This window comes from Paenibacillus oenotherae, from assembly GCF_019443105.1.
In the GTDB taxonomy this organism is placed as follows: domain Bacteria; phylum Bacillota; class Bacilli; order Paenibacillales; family Paenibacillaceae; genus Paenibacillus_Z; species Paenibacillus_Z oenotherae.
Genome location: NZ_JAHZIJ010000030.1, coordinates 32,376 through 48,022, shown reverse-complemented (window position 1 = coordinate 48,022; position 15,647 = coordinate 32,376). Strand labels below are relative to the sequence as shown.

The window sequence follows — 15,647 nt, the reverse complement described above, 5'->3', positions numbered from 1 at the left end:
ACATACAACGCTCGTTCAGAAACCCCGCTTTTGTTCATAAAAAGTCGTGGCCCACTGCTTCTACGAGAATCCGTGTACAGCGAATTGCCGCTCTCTATAGGTAAGCTAACTCTTTGCAAAATTTCTGCCTTAACGGCCGATTTTTTCCCAAATTCATGCATGATTGCAGGCATTGTATCATTTATGGCGTCTTGTAACCGAAATTCATGCACATTCGCAGGCTTCTTACTCCGCCACTCTGCCTAACCACACTTGGAGAAGGGGCGTCCAGAACGTTGTTGGATGATTTCAGAGGCTCCACTAGATCCCCTATGCAATAATAAAGATGCTTCCAGTTCCACTTATCAGTGGTTTGGAGGCATCTTTTTTATCATTTGGGTTTGACTCATTGGGATATTGGACTTTCGGACAGCCCCTTTGCAATGATAGGATTCTCAATGAAAATGTGATAAAGTAATGAAAGCTATAGAGATACCAAGATGGGATATCAACCGTTTGGTATCTCTTTGTGTCATACTTGAGGAATTTAGGTGATACATTAGATGGACTTATTTGACTTAAATCCAACAACAGACCACCAACCGCTTGCCGAACGTATGCGTCCCCAGACGCTTGATGAATATTTTGGCCAATCCCATATCTTGGCGCCAGGCAAAGTGCTGCGGAAGATTATTGAAACAGATAAAATCACGAGTATGATTTTGCAGGGTCCCCCAAGTAGCGGCAAGACAAGCCTTGCTTCTATCATTAGCCAGTCCACTAAAGCCAATTTCGTGCGTTTAAATGCGGTTTCCTTAACGGTTGCGGAACTTAGAGAAGCAATTAGCACTGCAAAAGACAATTTAAAATTGTACGGTCAAAAAACTATTGTAATGATAGATGAAATTCACGCTATGAAAAGCAATGTTCAGATGGCATTGCTCCCCCACGTAGAAGACGGAACGATTGTACTTATCGGACTGACCACAGAATCAATCAGTCATGATTTGATTCCGCCGCTGGTTTCCCGCTGCCGTACGTTTACCTTAAAGGCATTGGACCACAATGATTTACAAGAAATCATTCTTCGTGCGCTGAAAAGCAGCAAAGGTTTGGAAAATAAGTTTCAAATTGCGGATGAAGCGCTGGAGTATTTGGCTGATGTTTGTAATGGCGATGTGCGGAGCGCCTTTAATGCCCTGGAGATGGCAGCGTACTCGCTTCACGAAGGAAACCTGATTGAGCTGCTGCATATTCGCGAAGCATATGATTCCAGAGTGAACTCCATTACCACCACGGACTTTTATGATATTGTATCGGCGTTTTGCAAATCGCTGCGAGGCTCCCAAACGAATTCCGCTCTTTATTGGCTAGCACGAATGCTGGACTCTGGTGTGGATCCACTTTACATTGCCCGCAGACTTGTTGTTCACGCATCAGAAGACGTTGGGATGGCTAATCCAAATGCTCTGCAAATTGCTATGGCGGCGCAACAGGCCGTTGATTTTGTAGGAATGCCCGAGGGCCGGTTGGCCCTTGCTCACGCCACCGTCTACATTGCGGAGAGTCCGAAGTCCAACTCGGTCTATAAAGGGCTTGCAAGGGCTTTTCAGACGGTTAGAAACCATCGTGCTTATCCTGTCCCGGACAACATCAGAGATGGCTCCAAAAGCTATATAAACCCGATTGATAATCCCAACTCTAGAATGCAGTACCTACCGTCCGAAATCCAACACGAAAAGTTCTACTCCCCGCAAAATTCAGGCACCGAATCAAAAATATATGTCCGGTATCATGATAAAGAAAACAAGAAGTAATGCCTCCATACGGGGGCATTTTTTCATTTCCGAAAATTGGACTAACTTTAAACTTGACGCTCAAACAAAAACAAAGTATAGTCTTTTCATACCCATACGGGTATATGTATAAGAAGGTTCAATCGTTAGGATACCGTAAAGTTATAAATTTATTTGGCGGAATGAATAATTGGGTTGGAGAAATCGAATAAGGAGGCGTTAGTTCATGGCTATTAAAGTGGATAGAGTGTTGGATGCAAAAGGTCTCGCTTGCCCGATGCCCATCGTCAGATCGAAGAAAGCACTTGAAGAACTTGCAGCTGGTCAAGTGCTTGAAGTTCAAGCAACAGACAAGGGCTCGCTAGCAGATATTCAAAGTTGGGCAAGAACAACCGGTCATCAATATTTAGGCTCAAATCAAGAAGGAGACATCCTTCATCATTTTGTGCGGAAATCTGATCCCAGTGAGGTGAAAGAACAACGCAAATACCCAAATACAATCACAAATGAGCAGTTAGAACAGCGAATGAAGGAAAACCCCAATGTGAAGATTCTTGATGTGCGCGAGCCTGCTGAGTTTGCTTTTTCCAGAATACCTGGTGCAATTTCAATCCCTCTTGGAGAGTTGGAGCAACGGATCAATGAACTTGATCAAGAAGATGAGATCAACGTGATTTGCCGCACAGGCAACCGAAGCGATATGGCTTCACAGCTATTAAACGAAAAAGGGTTTAAAAATGTGAAGAACGTTATATCTGGAATGTCCGAATGGAAAGGCTTCATTGAATAGGAGGAGAAACCATAATGGAAACTATTGGATTAAAGGGAATGACTGCAGGGGAATTGACTAAAAAAGTTCTGGATAATACTGAGTTGTTTATCTTGGATGTGCGCAACGACAGTGATTATGATGACTGGAAGATTGAGGGTGCGACTATCGAGAGCATCAATGTTCCTTATTTTCATCTTATCGATGGTGTAGATGATGTTTTGGATAAAATTCCAGATGATAAAGAGGTAGTGGTTGTTTGTGCAAAAGAAGGTTCATCCGTATTTGTAGCAGGGCAGTTAGTTGAACAAGGAAAGCATCATGTTTCTTATCTTGTTGGAGGCATGAAGGCTTGGAGCGAGCATTTGGAACCAGTTAAAGTTGGCGATTTACAAGACGGTGGTTCTATTTACCAATTTGTGCGCATCGGCAAAGGTTGTCTATCTTATATGGTAGTCTCCAACGGTGAAGCTGCCGTTATTGATACATTGCGTATGACCGAAGTATTTGAGAATTTTGCAAAAGAACAAAATGCGGTTATTAAGCACACGCTGGATACCCACCTTCACGCTGATCATATTTCTGGTGGTTTGAAATTAGCTCAACATACAGGAGCAAAGTATTGGCTTCCGCCAAAAGACGCTGACGAAGTGGTCTTCAACTATAACCAGCTCGATGAACATGCAGAGATTACGGTGGGAAATACAAAAATTCATATTCAACCGGTTTATTCGCCAGGACATACAATTGGCAGCACTTCATTGATTGTTGACAATCAGTATTTGCTCTCAGGCGATATCCTGTTTGTTCAATCCATTGGAAGACCCGATTTGGCTGGCAAAGCCGAGGATTGGGTAAGCGACCTTCGCAATACTTTATACAGCCGTTATAAGCGATTGTCTGAAGATTTGATTGTTCTCCCCGCTCACTTTGGCAAAGCGACCGAATTGGGGGTAGGTGGTAAGGTATCTGCGCGTTTGGGTGATTTGTTCAAAGAAAATCCCGGTTTGAATATGGAAGATGAGGCAGAGTTTAGAAAAGCAGTGACCGAGAACTTGCCTCCTCAACCTCATGCCTATCAGGAAATTAGACAAGTCAATATGGGTAAAATTACACCAACTGATGAAGAGCAGCGTGATATGGAAACAGGCCCAAACCGCTGTGCCATTCACGATAAATAATAAGGAGGTCATCACTAATGCAAACAAAAATTACTGTTGATACGAAGGGAATGGCATGTCCTATGCCAATTGTAAAGGCTAAGAAAGCACTTGATAACTTAGAATCAGGTCAAATTATGGAGGTTCTATCAACCGATAAAGGCTCGGTAAACGACTTTCAAGCGTGGGTGAAGCAAACCAATCACGAACTAATTAAGCACGAAGAAGACAATGGTGTATATAAATTTTTTGTAAGAAAGAAGTAACCCTATTCTACTTGAGCTTCAATTCGAATTCTGCAAAGAAGGAGGATTTTATGGATGGACTACTATATCTAACTATGCTAATTCTTGGATTAGTTGGATCCTTCTTTTCGGGTTTATTAGGGATTGGTGGAGCGATTATTAATTACCCGCTGTTATTATTCGTACCGGCTTTTCTCGGGATTGTGTCGGGTATAGTCGGTGCTGGCGGTGCTTTTATTTTAATCCCCATTATGCTGACCGTGTTGAAAATACCGATAAGAACAACGATTGCTTCATCTCTTGCCATAGTATTTATTTCTGCGGTTGGTGGTGTTGTCGGCAAGGTATCAGCAGGACATATTCCTGTCGTACCTACGCTGTTCGTCATCCTGGGGAGCTTGATTGGCGCACCATTTGGTTCAAAAATAAGCTCAAAAATCAATGTAAGTGTATTGCGTTATGGTCTAGTTATCCTGATCGGGGCAACAGCAGTGAAGATTTGGTCTTCAGTTTTATAGTAGCGGGGTATATTTTTTTTAAACAATCACATACCCATACGGGTATATGTAAAGTAACGAACAGGGGGTTTATACAATGGAAAATGAAAAACAAAAAACAACTATCGTTTTATTTAGTGGTGATATGGATAAAGCAATGGCTGCTTTTATTATTGCGAACGGAGCGGCTGCTTATGACCACGAAGTAACTATTTTCTTTACATTCTGGGGCCTGAATACGATGAGAAAAGATGAAGTCGTCAAAGTGAAAAAAGGATTCCTGGAAAAAGCTTTTGGCTGGATGATGCCACGTGGACCTGGAAAGTTAGGTTTATCCAAGATGAACTTTATGGGAATGGGTCCTAAATTGATTCAGCACGTAATGAAGAAGCACAATGCGCTGACCCTACCTCAGCTGATCGAGTTAGCCCAAGAACAAGGAGTAAAACTGGTTGCATGCACAATGACGATGGACTTGTTGGGATTGAAGCAGGAAGAGCTAATAGATGGCCTTGAATATGCAGGTGTTGCCGGATATTTGGGCGATGCTTCAGATGCAAAAGTTAATTTATTTATCTAATATGGGTTTTTGTCTATAATACCTGTATAGGTATATAAATCAATTTGAAGGAGTGCAGATTCAGATGGGATACAACTACAATGATGATATAAAGAAGCGTTTGAGACGAATTGAAGGACAAGTCCGTGGAGTCCTCCGATTAATGGATGAAGAAAAACAGTGTAAGGAGGTTATTGCTCAAATTTCGGCGATCCGAAATGCGGCTGATAAGGCGATCGCTCAAATTGTGGCAGAAAATCTTCAACAATGTATTATCGAAGCGCAACAATCTGGTGAAGATTCGAATAAACTTGTTCAAGAGGCAATTGAGTTATTAGTCAAAAGCCGTTAATCATATCATAGGGAGTAAGCTGGCTATGGATTCAGGCGAAACATGCGAAACGGCATTAATTTTCTTATTTTTGGCCCCATGAAGGTGAAATGCCTGCCAGCGTGCAGGTATTTCACCTTCGTTTCCCCTTAACGGCCGATTTTTCCTCAAATTCATGCTTCCTCGCAGGAATGTTACCAATACGACGTCTTATAACCGAAAATCATGCACATTCGCAGGCTTCTTACTTCATCTGAATGAATTTGAAAGCCAGAAAAACAGGAGCGAAGGTCAAGATTAGGCAAAATCAGGCGCATAGAAAGTGAGAATAGCGGCCTTATCTCACATAAACGGAAGCAGGAGCAAGAAAATGGCGCATAATGACCAACCTTTGCCTCATAAACATTACTAATGACCGGAAAATGGCGAACGACAGCGTTTGAGCGGTTTGACGTAGCGGTTCGCTTCGACTAATCTTATATAAAGATCATTTATAATTTCGGATTCCAGAAGGAGGTGCACCTGTCGCTGTGATAGCTGTTCTTACACAGCAGCGGTTGACAGGGAATCGTTGAGTAGTGACCCGTTACCCTTATTGTTGAATGGTATTTTGATTTTATTTCTCGTATTTTTGAATGGCTTTTTCGTCGCAGCAGAATTTGCTATGGTGAAGGCGAGAAGCAGCCGGATCGACACAATGGTATTAGACGGCAACCGAAGGGCCCGTTTCGCCTCATTATTGACCAACAATCTGGACGCTTACTTGTCCGCGTGTCAGCTTGGTATTACACTAGCATCTCTTGGTCTTGGATGGATCGGAGAGCCAGCTATTGCAAGCGCGATAGAACCTTTCCTGCTGAAGCTTGGTTTTAATGAGGTTACTATTCATACCGTTGCGTTCATCATTGCTTTCTCGATCATCACGGTTCTCCACATTGTGCTTGGAGAGCTGGCGCCGAAAACCTTTGCAATCCGCAAAGCCGAAACGGTTACATTGTGGACCGCATTGCCGCTCATCGCCTTCTACAAAATCATGTATCCATTTATCTGGTTACTTAATGGTACTGCCAACTGGATGTTGCTACGAATTGGAATCGAACCGGCGAATGAACACGAGTCGGCTCACACGGAGGAAGAGATTCGGATCCTTATGAAGGAAAGCCACAAATCCGGATTGATTGACAACACAGAATTGACGCTTGTGGACAATATCTTTGATTTTGCCGAGACGAATGCCAGAGAAATTATGATTCCCCGCACGGAGATGGTATGTCTCTATGCCAACCTCAGCTTTGAGGAGAATCAGGCGATTACCCTCAAGGAGATGCACACGCGCTATCCGGTGTGTGATGGCGACAAGGACAATATTATCGGCTTCGTGCATATTAAGGATATGCTCAAGGTTACGGCACAGGGACTTCATGATATTCGTCCGATGACAAGAACGATCACAACGGTGCCTGAGTCCATGCAGATCAGTACTCTGCTCAAGCTCATGCAGAAGAAAAAGACGCAAATCGCCATTCTGATCGATGAGTATGGCGGGACGTCCGGCCTTGTTACGCTGGAAGACATCATGGAAGAGATCGTTGGCGAAATTCAGGATGAGTTTGATGAGGAACGCGCGGATATTGAGCGCAAGGATGATGATTCTCATTCCATCAATGGACTTATGTTAATTGAAGAAGTGAACAGCTATTTTGGATTGGATATTTCGAGCGATGATTACGATACGATCGGCGGCTGGCTTTATGCCCAGATTGAAATTCCGCCTTCTCGTGATCTGAAGATCTATCATCCGGCTGGCTATGATTTCATAATAGAAGAGACGGATCATTTAAGAATCTCCCGCATTCTTATTCGCAAGCGGGATGAGGAGCAGGAACCGGAGCTTCAAGCCGAGACCGGCTAGCAAGAACAAAGGGGCTGGACTATTCCGGGAGGATAGAGCCGGATAAGCTGGTTCTATCAATCCATGTAGAAGCAGCGGCGAACAGGACTGCGTAAGAGCAGGTTTTTCGCTCGTCACCACCTTCATAAGCCGAAATGCCTGCCACAGCGCATGCATTTCGGCTTATTTGTTTGTGATCAGCACATTTCTCCAGCTATTGCTGCGTCATCGCAGGTTTTTACTTCCTTTGGGCTGTTTTTGATGGAAATGGCTGCACTTTCGCAGGAATTCTACTCAGTTCTGGTTAGTAGTTCTGCTCCGTTCTGCTCTGCTGCAGCAAAAAAGCGCGAGTGCCAAGGGGAAATAACCCCGTACACTCGCGCTTTTTTCACAGATTAGCAGGTATTATGTTTGATGGACGATATCAATCGTGCCCCCGCCAAGACAAACCTCGCCATCATAGAAGACAACCGCCTGTCCCGGTGTAATGGCTTTTTGCGGGGTATCGAATACGACCAGTGCCGAGGAACCGTCAGCGTTCATCGATAAGGTTACCCCTTGATCAGGCTGACGATAGCGGAACTTGGCTGTGCAGCGCACAGGCTCTTCAGGTTTATGGGGCGAGATCCAGTTAATGTCGCTCGCTGTCAAGCTGTGCGAGTACAGGCTGGGATGTCTGTCGCCTTGTGTCACATAGAGCACGTTGTTCTCCAGATCCTTCGCTGTAACGAACCAGGGCTCACCTGTGCCTGAGCCGCCAATGCCAAGCCCCTGGCGTTGACCCAGCGTATAATACATCAGGCCGTCATGACGGCCCTTGGTCTCTCCGGTAAGAATATCGACCATATTGCCGGGCTGCGCTGGGAGATAGCTGCTCAGGAATTCCTTGAAGTTGCGCTCGCCGATGAAGCAGATGCCGGTGCTGTCCTTTTTCCTGGCAGTGGCAAGACCGGCTTCTTCTGCGATTCTTCGAACCTCCGGTTTCGGCAGATGGCCGATAGGGAACATCGCTTTGGCTAATTGGTCCTGGCTTAACGCATGAAGGAAATAGGTTTGATCCTTGTTGGAATCTACACCGCGCAGAAGCTTCGTTTCGCCATCCGCCGTCCGCTCGACACGGGCATAGTGGCCTGTTGCGAGATAGTCGGCACCCAAATCAAGCGCTTTGCGAAGGAAATCGCCGAATTTGATTTCCCGGTTGCACATTACATCAGGATTCGGGGTGCGTCCGCGTTTGTATTCTTCGAGGAAATAAGCAAATACTTTATCATGATAGGCCTGCTCGAAATTAACGGTATAATAAGGGATGCCGATGGCATCGCATACCCGGCGGACATCCTCAGCGTCCTCTTCAGCCGTGCAGTGGCCGAATTCATCGGTATCATCCCAGTTCTTCATGAAAATGCCGATGACATCATAGCCCTGCTGCTTCAACAGAAGTGCAGTTACGCTGGAATCCACCCCGCCGGACATGCCGACCACAACCCGAATGGATTTATTTGTGCTGCTCATAGCTCATTCACACCACCTTGTATAGAAAACAATAAGTTTTCTCATTGTATCACAAGTTGAACAACATTTTCATGAAGAAGACAACCTTTTTTCACCACAGCGTCCCGTAGTATGTTAACATAGAAGTGATATGGGAATACCATGAATTAGAAGCCCGCTTGTACACAAACAACCTGCACTATATATAACAACTGATGATTGTTCGTCGGAGAAGAGGTGTCGCTAATGAAAATTTCAACAAAAGGCCGCTATGGCCTGACGATTATGATGGAGCTATCGGGCAAATTTGGCGAAGGTCCTACATCACTAAAAAGCATTGCAGAGCGCAACAGTCTTTCCGAGCATTATTTGGAGCAATTGATCGCTCCTTTGCGGAATGCAGGACTGGTGAAGAGTATACGAGGCGCATATGGCGGATATGTATTGTCGCGCGAACCGGAATCGATTACAGCTGGCGATGTGATCCGCATTCTTGAAGGGCCTATATCTCCTGTCGATTTTACGGAGGAGGACGACCCGGCTAAGCGTGATCTGTGGCTGCGGATTCGCGACAGTATTGCAGAGGTGCTTGATTCCACCACACTGGCGGATCTGATCAACTTTAAAGGCGAAGGTCACCTGGATTCATATATGTTCTATATTTAATGGACTCCCGATGCATTCTTTTGGAGCCGTGTAAGGAAGAGATGCTCAATGGCACGATTTTATTTTGACCATGCGGCGACTACGCCCCTTCATCCGGAAGTCGCTGAGGCGATGATGGAAGTATACAGAGATACGACGGGCAATGCATCCAGTACGCATAGCTTTGGCCGTGATGCCCGGCTGCTGCTCAATCGGGCTCGCGACAAAGTCGCAGCCCTGCTGGGATGCTCGCCAAGCCAGCTTGTCTTCACTTCAGGCGGCACGGAAAGCGATAACCTGGCCATTATGGGCACGGCCAGAGCAATGCGCAAACGAGGTAAAACCCATATCATCACATCCGCAGTGGAGCATCATGCGGTATTACATACTTGCGAAGCGATGGAAAGTGAAGGCTTCCGCCTGACAGTGCTGCCTGTCGACGCTTTCGGCCGCGTATCGGCGGCTGATGTTGAAGCTGCGATCGGGCCCGATACCGGGCTTATTACGATTATGTATGCGAACAATGAGACAGGCACGATTCAACCGATCGAGGAGATCGGCGCCATTGCAAGGGCGCATGGCGTGTGGTTTCATGTAGATGCGGTGCAAGTGCTGGGCAAGGTTGCGATTGATCTTCGCACATTGCCGGTGGATCTGATGAGCTTCTCGGCGCATAAGGTGAACGGTCCCGTTGGTGTCGGGGCGCTCTTCGTTGGCGGACAGGTGCCGATCGAACCGATTATGCATGGCGGATTGCAGGAACGCAAGCGCCGCTCCGGTACTGAGAATGTGGCAGGTATTGCCGGATTGGCCCGAGCGTTTGAACTTTCTGTGAAAACAATGCAAGAGAAGAAACTTTTTCTGGACGAGCTCCGTCTTAAATGGATAGATAGTCTGCAAAAAGCGGCAGGTCAGCAGCAACTGGAGATTAATGGCCATGAATCGCTGCGGCTGCCGAATATAGTTAACATCAGCTTTATCGGAATCGATACGGAGACGATGTTAATGAATCTTGACATGGAAGGCATCGCTGCATCTAGCGGCTCTGCCTGCACGGCTGGTGCGCTTGAGCCCTCGCATGTGCTTCGCGCAATGGGAATTTCGGAAGAAAGATTGTCGTCTGCTGTGCGATTCAGCTTCGGTTTGGGGAATACTTTGGAGGAACTCGAAATTGCGGCTCAGAAAGTTGGAACTTTTCTGAACCGGATTCGTAGTACTGTCTAGGAGGCCTCTCCAAACTGTGATACGACTTCAGCATTTGATCGGTCTTCCTGTTATTGAAGTAGGCGCCGGCAAGCAGGTCGGACATGTTAAGGACGCATGGTTTAATGAGCATTGGCAGCTGGATGGCATCATTCTTGATGCCGGCAGAAGATTTCTGTCTGCGATGAAGGCTGTTCTATGCCGGGAAGTGCTTGTGTTCGGCGATGACGCTGTCCTTATTATGAATGAAAGCTCTGTTAGCAGGATGGAAACGGCTATCGTTCAGCGCTCTTTTCATACCGGCGTCATACGTTTAAAGGATCTGCCTGTAGTTACGGCCTATGGCGAACAGCTTGGCCGTGTGTCGGATGTTTATTTTGACGAATTACAGGGTACACAAATAGTAGGCTATGAGCTGACAGACGGTTTCATAGCGGATTTGATGGAGGGCCGCAAGTGGCTTCCCGCTCCGCTGGATGCTGACGCTGTCATGCTCGGGGAAAATGTTATTATCGTTCCGGCTGGCAGCGAAGCAAATTTGGAGCCGGTCGCCGTTTCTGATTTGAATATAGGGAGAAATGAACCATGAGATGCCCCAACTGCAACTCGAAGGATATCGGGAAAATTGGTTCTCATCAGTTCTACTGCTGGGGATGCTTCATTGAACTGAGTGTCAATGGTGAGAAGATGTCTGTCTACCAGGTTGAAGAAGATGGCACATTAAGCTCGCTTGACGATCTGTTCTTTGAAGACGAGATGCCGCAAGTACATGCCAATTAACAAACTTATTTAAGGAGACGGCCTTCTGGATGAAGGTCGTCTTTCTTTGTGTCTGGACCCCGGCAGTAATGTCTCAGGTGGCGGGGATGATTTGTCCATCTTGTACATATACTGTTATAAATCCATTATCGGACGGGCACATCGGAATTTTTACTGGAACTTGCAGGAAAGCGAGGAGGGGCGAGGCTGTGGAACGTTTTACGAACAACAGGTTATTCGGATGGCTGGTCTATACCATTCTTGGCTTGGTCACGCTCTACCTGCTGCTCCTGATCAAGCCGATTATCGTCCATGTATATGTGTTTCTGAAAGCTGTGCTTGCACCATTCCTTATCGCCATGATTATTTCTTATGTGCTCAACCCTATCGTTAGCCTTCTTAATGAACGCAAGGTGCCACGGACGATAGCTGTTCTGCTGATCTATGCTGTGTTCTGCGCATCGCTTGCTGTCGTGCTGCTTAACGCCATTCCCATGTTTCTTGAGCAGCTGCAGCAGTTGAATCACCACATGCCGGATTTGACGATGCGGGCACAAAATCTGGTCAATGATCTCAACAATTCGTCCTTTCTGCCGGAGAGCTTGCGAAGCGGAATTAACAATTCCCTCTACAAGCTGGAGAAACAGGCTTCGGAGGCGACCTTTGATTTCATTAACAATATCGGTGCGATGCTGAATGTGGTGTTTATTGCTTTTATTATTCCTTTTCTGGCGTTCTACATTTTGAAGGATTTCGAGGTGTTCGAACGAACGGTACTCACCTATGTGCCTAAGTCGCACCGGAAGCATGCTGTCAGGCTGCTCAAGGATATTGATAACGCGCTTGGCAGCTACATACGCGGCCAATTTCTCGTCTGCGTCATTGTCGGCGCTCTGGCTTATATCGGCTACCTCAGTATCGGCATGCCCTATTCCCTGCTGCTTGCAAGCGTCGTGGCCATTACGAACATCATTCCTTATCTCGGGCCTTTCTTCGGTGCGGCTCCTGCGCTTCTGGTCGCTTCGACTATCTCGCTCAAAATGATGCTGTTCGTGGTCGTGATCAACACGATCTGCCAAATACTCGAAGGGAATATCATTTCCCCGCAGGTTGTCGGGCGCACGCTTCATATGCACCCGTTATCGATTATTTTTGCGCTATTGGTCGGGGGGCAGGTGGCAGGTATTGTGGGGATGATTCTGGCTGTTCCGATCTTCGCTGCCATGAAGGTTGTCGTCCAGCATATGTTCGCCTATTATGTCAGGCGAAAGACGATTTGACATCATCCTGCAAGTCCCGATATACTAGTGAAAATAGGTAATTGCGCAACTGCATTATTGCAAAGCGATGAAGAAACTTTAGTAAGCCATAGCCCGCCAATCAGAGAAAGAATTCCAACGTGTGCGCATGAGCGCGCCGCTGGCTGCGAGAATTCTAATGGCGAAGAATGGCCGAATGCTGGTTTCGGAGTGTGAACGAACTTCACCGGATGGACCCGTTAACGTCTGTTTGAGGAGATTGCTTGTTTCCCTGCCGTCAGATCGGCCTGTGGAGAGCAATAACCAGGGTGGTACCGCGAATTGATTCGTCCCTGTTTTTGGGGGCGTTTTTTTTATTTTCATTTACTATTGGAGGCTGAATCGTATGAAAGCAAGTGAAATCCGTTCCAAGTGGCTGACTTTCTTCGAAGGCAAAGGCCATACAATCGAACCGAGCTCCTCGCTCGTGCCGCATAACGATCCTTCGCTGCTCTGGATTAACGCAGGCATGGCGCCGCTCAAGGCTTATTTTGACGGGCGCGTAATTCCGGACAATCCGCGGATCGCCAACTCGCAGAAATGTATTCGAACGAATGATATCGAGAATGTTGGGAAGACTCGCCGTCATCATACGTTCTTCGAGATGCTTGGCAACTTCTCTATCGGTGATTATTTCAAGGAGGAGGCGATCACCTGGGCATGGGAGTTTCTGACGGGCCCGCAGTGGATCGGTTTCGATCCGGAGCGCTTGTCGGTTACGGTCTATCCTGAGGATGAAGAGGCTTACCGCTTCTGGAATGAGAAGATTGGAATTCCGGCCGAACGAATCTACAAGCTGGATGAGAATTTCTGGGACATCGGGGAGGGGCCTTGCGGTCCTTGTACAGAAATATTCTATGACCGCGGCGACAAGTACGGTGATCTCAATGATCCGGAATGCTGGCCGGGCGGCGAGAACGAACGCTTCCTGGAAGTTTGGAATCTGGTGTTCTCGCAATTCAATCACAATAAGGATGGCAGCTACACCCCACTGCCTAATAAGAACATCGATACCGGAGCGGGGCTGGAGCGGTTCGCTTCCATTCTGCAGGATGTTGACTCCAACTTTGACACCGATCTTTTCCGTCCCATCATTGATCAGACCTGTGCTGTAGCGGGCGTGAAATATAAAGAGAATGAAGAGCATGATGTGGCGCTCAAGGTTATCGCTGACCATATCCGTACGGTTGCCTTCGCTGTCGGAGACGGCGTAGTGCCAACCAATGACGGACGTGGATACGTTATTCGCCGATTGCTGCGCCGTGCTGTCCGCTACGGGAAGAAGCTTGGCGTTGATCGCCCATTCCTCTATGAGCTGGTCGATACTGTCGGCGAGGTGATGGGCGTCTATTATCCGGATGTGGTGGAGAAACGCGACTACATCAAGAAGATTATCCGGATGGAGGAGGAGCGATTCCATGAGACATTGTCTGATGGTCTTGCCCTGTTGTCTGATCTGGTAGCGGCCGCTCCCAAAGCCGGCAAGAATGAGATTGGCGGCGCCGACGCATTCAAGCTGTATGATACGTTCGGTTTTCCATATGATTTGACGGAGGATTACGCTTCCGAGAATGGATTGACGGTTGACCGCGCTGGCTTTGATGCTGCGATGGAAGTGCAGCGCAGCACTTCACGGGGAGCGCGCCAGGATACGGGCGGCATGAATGTCCAGGGCGGCCCGCTGGCTGACTTTACGACGAAATCCGAGTTTATAGGCTACAGTGAGCTGGTTAATGAAGGGGCATCCATTATTGCGATCGTGGAAGGCTCATCCCTGGTAGATTCAGCCGGAGAGGGGAGCCAGGTGCTCGTCATTCTGGACCGGACACCATTCTACGCCGAGAGCGGCGGCCAAATCGGAGATAAAGGGATCATCACCGGCAGGGGCTTTACGATAGCGGTTGAGGATGTTACCAAAGCGCCGCATGGCCAGCCTGTCCATCATGCGGTTGTAACGAGCGGGACGGTCACTGTCGGCAGTTCGGTACAAGCTGCAGTTGCGGCTGACGTGCGGGAAGATATTATTAAAAATCATACAGCGACACATCTGCTGCACCGTGCGCTCAAGGATGTGCTTGGCGGGCATGTCAACCAGGCAGGCTCGCTCGTAGAGCCGGATCGGCTGCGGTTCGACTTCTCGCACTTCGGCAGTATCACTGCGGAAGAGCTCGCTGATATTGAACGCAGAGTCAATGAACAGATATGGCGTGGAACAGAGCTCCAGATCGACTTCAAATCGCTTGCTGAAGCGAAAGAGATGGGGGCAATGGCGCTATTCGGCGAGAAGTATGGCGATGTCGTGCGTGTCGTGCGTGTCGGGGATTACAGTCTTGAGCTGTGCGGCGGCTGCCATGTTGCGAATACGGCTCAGATCGGCCTCTTCAAGCTGGTGGGCGAGAGCGGCATCGGTTCAGGCGTACGCCGTATTGAAGCGTTGACTGGCCGCCACGCCTACTTGTATCTTGAGGGCCAGCTTGATCTGTTGAAGCAAGCAGCGGGACTGTTGAAGTCCAACGTCAGCGAGGTTCCTAAACGGATCGAAGCGCTGCATGCGCAAGTGAAGGAGCTCGGCCGCGAGAATGAATCGCTGCAGAGCAAGCTCGGACGGATTGAAGCGGGCTCTCTGGAGACGAAAGCGAAGACGGTTGGCGGTGTAACGCTGCTCGCTGCTGAGGTCAATGCTCCATCCATGGATGCGCTGCGAGGTATTGTCGATGAGTTGAGAGCAAAGCTGAGCAGTTCTGTCATCGTGCTTGCCGCAGCGTCAGAGGGGAAAGTGAACCTGGTGGCAGCGGTTTCTCCTGACCTTGTGAAGCAAGGATTTAACGCAGGCAAAATCATAAAAGCAGCAGCAGCAGCCTGCGGCGGCGGCGGCGGAGGGCGTCCGGATATGGCGCAAGCCGGGGGCAAAGATCCATCCAAAATGAATGAAGCGCTCCAAATTGCCGAAGAACTGGTTCTCTCACAGTCAAATGTGATATGATAAGGTTATGAAACGGCTGTTAAGCGGCTTGGAAAGTGAGG

16 protein-coding genes are annotated in these 15,647 nt (G+C 47.7%); 14 read left to right on the top strand and 2 right to left on the bottom strand.

Annotated elements, in window-relative coordinates; all coding sequences use genetic code 11:
* The coding region (locus tag K0T92_RS23860) for a hypothetical protein (protein ID WP_219875126.1) at nucleotides 1-212 on the bottom strand (212 nt) is incomplete at its 3' end.
* A 330-nt stretch (nucleotides 213-542) separates the two neighbouring features.
* Here K0T92_RS23860 and K0T92_RS23855 point away from each other — a divergent pair.
* The 8 genes from K0T92_RS23855 (at nucleotide 543) to K0T92_RS23820 (ending at nucleotide 7,248) form a co-directional block, all read left to right on the top strand.
* Entirely contained in the window at nucleotides 543-1,796 is a 1,254-nt protein-coding gene (locus K0T92_RS23855) for a replication-associated recombination protein A (protein ID WP_219875125.1), read from the top strand.
* A 205-nt stretch (nucleotides 1,797-2,001) separates the two neighbouring features.
* Entirely contained in the window at nucleotides 2,002-2,565 is a 564-nt protein-coding gene (locus K0T92_RS23850; RefSeq protein WP_219875124.1) for a sulfurtransferase TusA family protein, read from the top strand.
* Nucleotides 2,566-2,579: 14 nt separating this feature from the next.
* Nucleotides 2,580-3,725 (top strand): MBL fold metallo-hydrolase, encoded by a 1,146-nt coding sequence (locus K0T92_RS23845; RefSeq protein WP_219875123.1) that lies wholly within the window; start codon nucleotides 2,580-2,582, stop codon nucleotides 3,723-3,725.
* A 17-nt stretch (nucleotides 3,726-3,742) separates the two neighbouring features.
* Complete coding sequence (locus K0T92_RS23840; RefSeq protein WP_219875122.1) at nucleotides 3,743-3,970, top strand: sulfurtransferase TusA family protein; 228 nt, start codon at nucleotides 3,743-3,745, stop codon at nucleotides 3,968-3,970.
* Nucleotides 3,971-4,020: 50 nt separating this feature from the next.
* Complete coding sequence (locus tag K0T92_RS23835) at nucleotides 4,021-4,467, top strand: sulfite exporter TauE/SafE family protein (protein ID WP_219875121.1); 447 nt, start codon at nucleotides 4,021-4,023, stop codon at nucleotides 4,465-4,467.
* 76 nt (nucleotides 4,468-4,543) lie between these two features.
* Nucleotides 4,544-5,026: a DsrE/DsrF/DrsH-like family protein gene (locus K0T92_RS23830; RefSeq protein ID WP_219875120.1), complete on the top strand. Its 483-nt coding sequence runs from the start codon at nucleotides 4,544-4,546 to the stop codon at nucleotides 5,024-5,026.
* A 64-nt stretch (nucleotides 5,027-5,090) separates the two neighbouring features.
* Nucleotides 5,091-5,357: a metal-sensitive transcriptional regulator gene (locus K0T92_RS23825; RefSeq protein WP_219875119.1), complete on the top strand. Its 267-nt coding sequence runs from the start codon at nucleotides 5,091-5,093 to the stop codon at nucleotides 5,355-5,357.
* Nucleotides 5,358-5,907: 550 nt separating this feature from the next.
* Nucleotides 5,908-7,248, top strand: coding sequence for a hemolysin family protein (locus K0T92_RS23820; protein ID WP_219875118.1), 1,341 nt, complete (start codon nucleotides 5,908-5,910; stop codon nucleotides 7,246-7,248).
* A 384-nt stretch (nucleotides 7,249-7,632) separates the two neighbouring features.
* On the opposite strand, the gene mnmA is transcribed toward K0T92_RS23820, so the two are convergent.
* On the bottom strand, nucleotides 7,633-8,739 hold the full coding sequence (gene mnmA / locus K0T92_RS23815; RefSeq protein WP_219875117.1) for a tRNA 2-thiouridine(34) synthase MnmA: 1,107 nt from the start codon (nucleotides 8,737-8,739) through the stop codon (nucleotides 7,633-7,635).
* A gap of 225 nt (nucleotides 8,740-8,964) precedes the next feature.
* On the opposite strand from mnmA, the gene cymR reads away from it, so the two are divergent.
* The 6 genes from cymR to alaS all read left to right on the top strand — a co-directional run bounded on the left by cymR (nucleotide 8,965) and on the right by alaS (nucleotide 15,606).
* Nucleotides 8,965-9,384, top strand: a complete 420-nt coding sequence (gene cymR / locus K0T92_RS23810) for a cysteine metabolism transcriptional regulator CymR (protein ID WP_219875116.1) — start codon at nucleotides 8,965-8,967, stop codon at nucleotides 9,382-9,384.
* Between the two features lie 48 nt (nucleotides 9,385-9,432).
* A complete protein-coding gene (locus tag K0T92_RS23805) occupies nucleotides 9,433-10,587 on the top strand; it encodes a cysteine desulfurase family protein (RefSeq protein ID WP_219875115.1) in 1,155 nt (384 codons plus the stop codon).
* Nucleotides 10,588-10,603: 16 nt separating this feature from the next.
* On the top strand, nucleotides 10,604-11,155 hold the full coding sequence (locus K0T92_RS23800; protein WP_219875114.1) for a PRC-barrel domain-containing protein: 552 nt from the start codon (nucleotides 10,604-10,606) through the stop codon (nucleotides 11,153-11,155).
* Nucleotides 11,152-11,346, top strand: coding sequence for a hypothetical protein (locus K0T92_RS23795; RefSeq protein WP_219875113.1), 195 nt, complete (start codon nucleotides 11,152-11,154; stop codon nucleotides 11,344-11,346). Before K0T92_RS23800 ends, K0T92_RS23795 begins: the two co-directional genes overlap by 4 nt.
* A gap of 188 nt (nucleotides 11,347-11,534) precedes the next feature.
* Complete coding sequence (locus K0T92_RS23790; protein WP_219875112.1) at nucleotides 11,535-12,605, top strand: AI-2E family transporter; 1,071 nt, start codon at nucleotides 11,535-11,537, stop codon at nucleotides 12,603-12,605.
* A gap of 364 nt (nucleotides 12,606-12,969) precedes the next feature.
* Nucleotides 12,970-15,606, top strand: coding sequence for an alanine--tRNA ligase (gene alaS, locus K0T92_RS23785; protein WP_281423189.1), 2,637 nt, complete (start codon nucleotides 12,970-12,972; stop codon nucleotides 15,604-15,606).
* Nucleotides 15,607-15,647 lie beyond the last annotated feature (41 nt).

Excerpts from the sequence above, each read along its gene's own strand:
- K0T92_RS23850 (WP_219875124.1), top strand. The coding sequence starts at position 2,002 with ATGGCTATTAAAGTGGATAGAGTGTTGGATGCAAAAGGTCTCGCTTGC.
- K0T92_RS23835 (WP_219875121.1), top strand. The coding sequence starts at position 4,021 with ATGGATGGACTACTATATCTAACTATGCTAATTCTTGGATTAGTTGGA.
- K0T92_RS23840 (WP_219875122.1), top strand. The coding sequence starts at position 3,743 with ATGCAAACAAAAATTACTGTTGATACGAAGGGAATGGCATGTCCTATG.
- K0T92_RS23830 (WP_219875120.1), top strand. The coding sequence starts at position 4,544 with ATGGAAAATGAAAAACAAAAAACAACTATCGTTTTATTTAGTGGTGAT.
- K0T92_RS23825 (WP_219875119.1), top strand. The coding sequence starts at position 5,091 with ATGGGATACAACTACAATGATGATATAAAGAAGCGTTTGAGACGAATT.
- cymR (WP_219875116.1), top strand. The coding sequence starts at position 8,965 with ATGAAAATTTCAACAAAAGGCCGCTATGGCCTGACGATTATGATGGAG.
- K0T92_RS23855 (WP_219875125.1), top strand. The coding sequence starts at position 543 with ATGGACTTATTTGACTTAAATCCAACAACAGACCACCAACCGCTTGCC.
- K0T92_RS23845 (WP_219875123.1), top strand. The coding sequence starts at position 2,580 with ATGGAAACTATTGGATTAAAGGGAATGACTGCAGGGGAATTGACTAAA.
- K0T92_RS23795 (WP_219875113.1), top strand. The coding sequence starts at position 11,152 with ATGAGATGCCCCAACTGCAACTCGAAGGATATCGGGAAAATTGGTTCT.
- K0T92_RS23805 (WP_219875115.1), top strand. The coding sequence starts at position 9,433 with ATGGCACGATTTTATTTTGACCATGCGGCGACTACGCCCCTTCATCCG.
- mnmA (WP_219875117.1), bottom strand. The coding sequence starts at position 8,739 with ATGAGCAGCACAAATAAATCCATTCGGGTTGTGGTCGGCATGTCCGGC.
- alaS (WP_281423189.1), top strand. The coding sequence starts at position 12,970 with ATGAAAGCAAGTGAAATCCGTTCCAAGTGGCTGACTTTCTTCGAAGGC.